The organism is Shewanella sp. SM20, assembly GCF_025654545.1.
Taxonomy (GTDB): domain Bacteria; phylum Pseudomonadota; class Gammaproteobacteria; order Enterobacterales; family Shewanellaceae; genus Shewanella; species Shewanella oncorhynchi.
Genome location: NZ_JAKKRK010000100.1, coordinates 1 through 4704 on the forward strand (window position 1 = coordinate 1; position 4704 = coordinate 4704).

The 4704-nt window shown below is 37.6% G+C and carries 1 protein-coding gene and 3 pseudogenes; 1 reads left to right on the top strand and 3 read right to left on the bottom strand.

From position 1 onward, the window contains the following. Window positions 1-6: 6 nt before the first annotated feature. From L5M18_RS22680 to L5M18_RS22690, 3 genes and pseudogenes are all read right to left on the bottom strand, one after another. Window positions 7-147 (bottom strand): annotated as a pseudogene (locus tag L5M18_RS22680) (IS4 family transposase); the annotation flags it as partial. Window positions 148-436: 289 nt separating this feature from the next. Then, window positions 437-3742 carry a VPA1262 family protein gene (locus L5M18_RS22685; RefSeq protein WP_263198683.1) on the bottom strand — a complete coding sequence of 1102 codons (3306 nt, stop codon included), beginning with the start codon at window positions 3740-3742 and terminating at the stop codon, window positions 437-439. Window positions 3743-4117: 375 nt separating this feature from the next. Beyond that, a pseudogene (locus L5M18_RS22690) lies at window positions 4118-4249 on the bottom strand (transposase); the annotation flags it as partial. A 307-nt stretch (window positions 4250-4556) separates the two neighbouring features. Between L5M18_RS22690 and L5M18_RS22695 the strand changes: the two are divergent. After that, window positions 4557-4704, top strand: a pseudogene (locus L5M18_RS22695) (IS110 family transposase); the annotation flags it as partial.

Genomic DNA, 4704 nt, shown 5'->3' on the forward strand with positions numbered 1-4704 from the left:
AATTTAATTTCGACCTAACTCAGTCAAGGTCAGTGTCTTACATTCAATCAGTGCCTTAGAGGCCAGCATCAAGCTGTTTAATCGTTTTAGGTGAAGTTCTGGGCAGTATTGGTGTAAAGAATGTTGTAGGATATTGGCTTCGCGCATCTTGTTGTCCAAGTGTAGTTTTTAGCGAAACCATTTGATCATGCAACAAGATGCGCTTCCACCCTAATTTGATGATTTATTTGTAAATCATCAGGGGATTCTTCAGCCCTTTGCTCTAACTCGTCTGTTTCGGATTAATATTTCTATGGGTAATGCCTAAATCAGGTACGCCTTAGGCGTCACCTGGATTTACTTTTTAGCTAATTCCTCTATGATCTTGTTTTCAACATACAGACACATAGTCAAGTAAAAAATTACTATGACCTCTAATTAATATTATTTCAGGTGATCATTTCCCATCGTGCTCATTCAATAGCTCTTCTACTTTTTCTAGGTAAGAGAATAATTCACTATGAGGCATCCATTCAGTCGATGCTCGCACCATAGCAAGACTAAATGAATCCTCCAACAAAGAATCTAAATCTTCATGATGCAAGATGTTCAAGGTGTTCAGATAGTATCTACTCAATTTAGCAAACACCAGAATCCACAATGAAACCTTCAGGGCTTCATCCCACCTAGACCAATTTGACGTGCTAGCCAATGGCTGTTGAATAATTCTTTTCTGTTTGTTGAGGATTTTTCTGGTTATTCCAATGCATTTCTTTTGATAGCTTGGGTTACTATGAGCCCAAAGATAAGAGCTTAGGTTCGTTGTTTTCCCTTCTCTTTCTGGAGAAAACAAAAGTGATCGATGTGGATTTTCGTTATTTAATAAATCGATTAGATCTCGAAACCAAATCTCACACACATCCTCAAAATTAACACGATTTTTACGTAATATTGGTTCTACTACGTCGCTAAATAACCAAGGCTCAGCCCAACCAAGATAGTGCATGTGCCCCCTTGAAGAGTCAATCAATAGTTCTAGGGCATTAAATGAAACCTGCTCTGGCAATAGTTTCTGTAACTGTACTATAAGGTTATCATAAAAACTTCGGCTGTTAGGGATATTAGCATTTCTATTCAGAGCCCAACCAATATACTGAATTTTCTCTGTGTAGCTAAAACCTAACAACTTACCTTCAGCTAATTCAAATTCAGTTGATGACAAAAGTAATTGCTCAAGAGAATTCCAGCCAAACCAATTCAAAAGTGCGATATCGCTTTCTATTAGCTTCTCTTGCTGCTTATCTGAGATATCATGAAATTCCAAAGACAAGGATATTTCACTAACAGATTGACCGAGTAAAGATAGTCTAACAGCTTCTGTCGGTTGATACTCTTTAGTTAAGAGTTTTGATTCCCTTTCAATTAAAAAAAATAGAGACTCCGGCGAATAACGCCACAAATACTTAACGGCGTAAAATTCAGCCCAAGTTAGAATCCTATATTTTGTAGACTGAAGAAAATGATGTATTTGAGTCGAACTATGGATAAATTCAGTTAACGATTTTTTGAAATAACTAGGATCAATCACTGAAATTTCATGTTCATCGCAATTGGTTTCTCTCTGAAATGCACAAGATAAAAACTCTGACAAGAAAGATAAAAATCTAATATCGGATTGAAACTCACCAATGTTTGAGTCGTCAATGGGAGTGTGCGCCAAAATATCACCTATAACTTCCCATGCCACTATAAAGTCAGAAAGCTCACCATCCATCTCCTTTAGACAGTTGAATAAACCTGTTTTAGATAAACCATTTAGTGATTCGCTTTGAAGAATTCCTAGCTCTGCCAACTTATCTTTCAATTCATTACCACATAGCTCTTTTAGTAATGGTTGCTTGAACCACACACTTAATACCGTTCCTGAACATTCATGTTTCAAGATACTTAGAGGCTCATATAGCTTAGTCTTGGAATTTGAGACTGTTGAGTCAAAAAGTATAGAGACAGAACCTTGATCGACTTGTTCGTTTGGTGAGCTTCTTGCCTCTTGAATTATTTCAAATGTATATTGATTGGTTTTATATAAAACATCAGTGGGAATTGGAGTTATTAGCAATGGATAATTTTCGGCTGCTTTCTGGAATGAATTAGACAAATGAAAGCCTTCGACTGGAAGTCCATTTTTACCAATAACTAATATGTATCGGTCGTGCAAACGTTCTTCTTTCAAGCCGTATATTTTGACCTTACATCGTTGCAATAACCTTCTATTGCGTTCACAGTTAGCAATTAGGTTATCAATACCTGTACTAACCATATTATCTGTTTTTCTGCGTCTAGGTATGTCTTCGCCTCTTGGTTTCGGTATACTTCTAAATATTGTGTATTCAGAATCGGGCAAGGCATAGAGTGTCAACAAACTTAAGCCAACGTCTTCGAAATATGGATCAAAGATTGCGATATGCTGTTGTTGATTTTTTTTCATCAAACATTGAAACCATTCGACAAATTGAAGTCTTCCTTCACCATTACTTTGCCCCCATCTTGGGAAAAATCTCCCTTCTGACTTGGGAGGATAAAGCTTCGAGAACAATGATTTCAGCGCTTGATTTTCGGGCACCCATTTATCAATTTCGCGCCCACTAATTCTATTTTGAGAGAGGTTTTCTCTAGCTGAAAATGACAAAGCTTGCGATACGCGGTTGGCCATTTTGGGTATCGTAGTTTTTTCAAGCCAATCAAATTTAACTGGACTTGTGCTGTTACCGACGAGTTGCATCTGGAAATTAATCTCTCGTACATAATTTGTTTTCCAACTACAGCATAAACACCCCTCTTCATAATCATCTGTAAAAGAAAAAATATCAATTTTAGCACTGTCGGCTATATCAAATAACAATTCCTCAAGCTTAAAACTACATTCAAATATTCTCTCTTTAATAAATTTTGCTACCGCTACTCTAGAACACAGGACTTGATTGTCGTTCTCAACAGTCAAGTGAAACTGAAAGCGATTAAAGGTGGGTAGTTGGGTAGAAGTAAACCGTACATTTAGGTCTTTATCTTTATTCCAATTAACCTCAAGGAGGTTTCTTTCATTATCGTCAAGTGTAGGAAATACTAGTAACTCAATATCACCTAACCTAGCAATGTCCTTACTCCCAAAGCTCATCCCAGTATCAGTATTAAGTTGCTCCACTATCATTGTAGTAAAAGCTGTATCGTACTTTTCCCCACAAAGAAACAGAGATTGTTTATCACTTTTACTTATGGAAGCACTTAGAGCCCCTGCACTTCCATGTGGGCTGGCTAATGAATCTTTCAAATGAGCATCACTATTAAGCAAGTAAGTTATTGGTCTAAAAATGGCACGATCATCAACAACTATAGTATTTCCGAAACGTTCTCTTATATTTTCAGGAAGTTTTATATTTAATTTTTCACTAATATTATCAATAGATTGCCTATCACATGCCATACTGAGTAATTCGCGACATATAGAGCTATCCACATAAAGATTTAGTCTAGTTACACTTGCTCTGAATGAACCGAAAGATTTGGAATCGTTCTTGTGGCTAAAGGACCAACTGTTTGTTGAAAAGCTATACGGTAGTAACCGACCATACAGCACACGGTTTTCTACTGCATTTTCATACTGTAGCTGCAAAACCCATAGTTGAAGGGCGCAGGGGTATTTTTCTGATGAGAACAATCTGTCTAGACGGCAATCGTTTAATAAGTCTGTCAGTTGATATGACATAAGACTAACCTTTTAATTTAATTTAGGAAATCAGCCTAGCGCAGCCTAATAACTATTTGAATAGTGAATTTATAGTTCTATTTCATCAAGCATGATACTTTCTTAAATCACTACATTTATCATGTCCGATTTAGAGAATGGACTCTGAAAGGAAAAAATCTGGCCATCCATTATAGATCAACAACATAATGCACTTTTGGTTTGTCTACAACTTGTACGAGCTAAAATTGCTTAAACTAGAGTCATCAAAAGTTAAAGGGCTAAAGCTGAAGCATAAAATCGAGCTAATTTCTTAAAAAACGGCGTATTTCAGACATGCTAACCCACCCAATAAAACAAATGGGCAGTGATTGGTATGTTTAAGCAGGATTACAGTTAATTGCTGTGAAAGTGCTGGCAGCATTTAGCAAAGTGCCGTCGTCGTTTCTCTAAGTGTTCACAGTAATCGGTCAGTTCTTGCAGCATACCTACTGGGCCATGAAATAGCTTGCCAAACTCGGTGAAAAGATGGGACATGCATAACTTCTAGGTCGAACGAGACCCTTTCACATCAACTTTTCTATAGGCAAAGCTTTACTTGGCCTATTTCCCTTTTGAACTGCGAAACTTACTTTGGGGCAAAAGCTTTTTAGGATGGACTTATGAATTAGGGACTTAGTTAAGATTGGCATTGTTGCAACAGTGACCGTTGGCGACATGGATGTCGCCGTCGAGCCCTCAGGGATAATGGAATGGACCCATCCACTTTTAATCGGCCTCGCAATGGGCCACGATGTAGTCGCTAAAACTCATCAGAAAGAGGACGGGTCCACCTATGAAGATTACTACAATCGGTTTAGATATCGCAAAGTCTGTTTTTCATGCTGTTGGTGTCGATAAAGCAGGCAAGTTAATCAAAAAGAAAATGCTTAGACGCAAAGACTTGCTGCCCTTTGTCGCGAAAATTGAGCCTTGCCTTATCG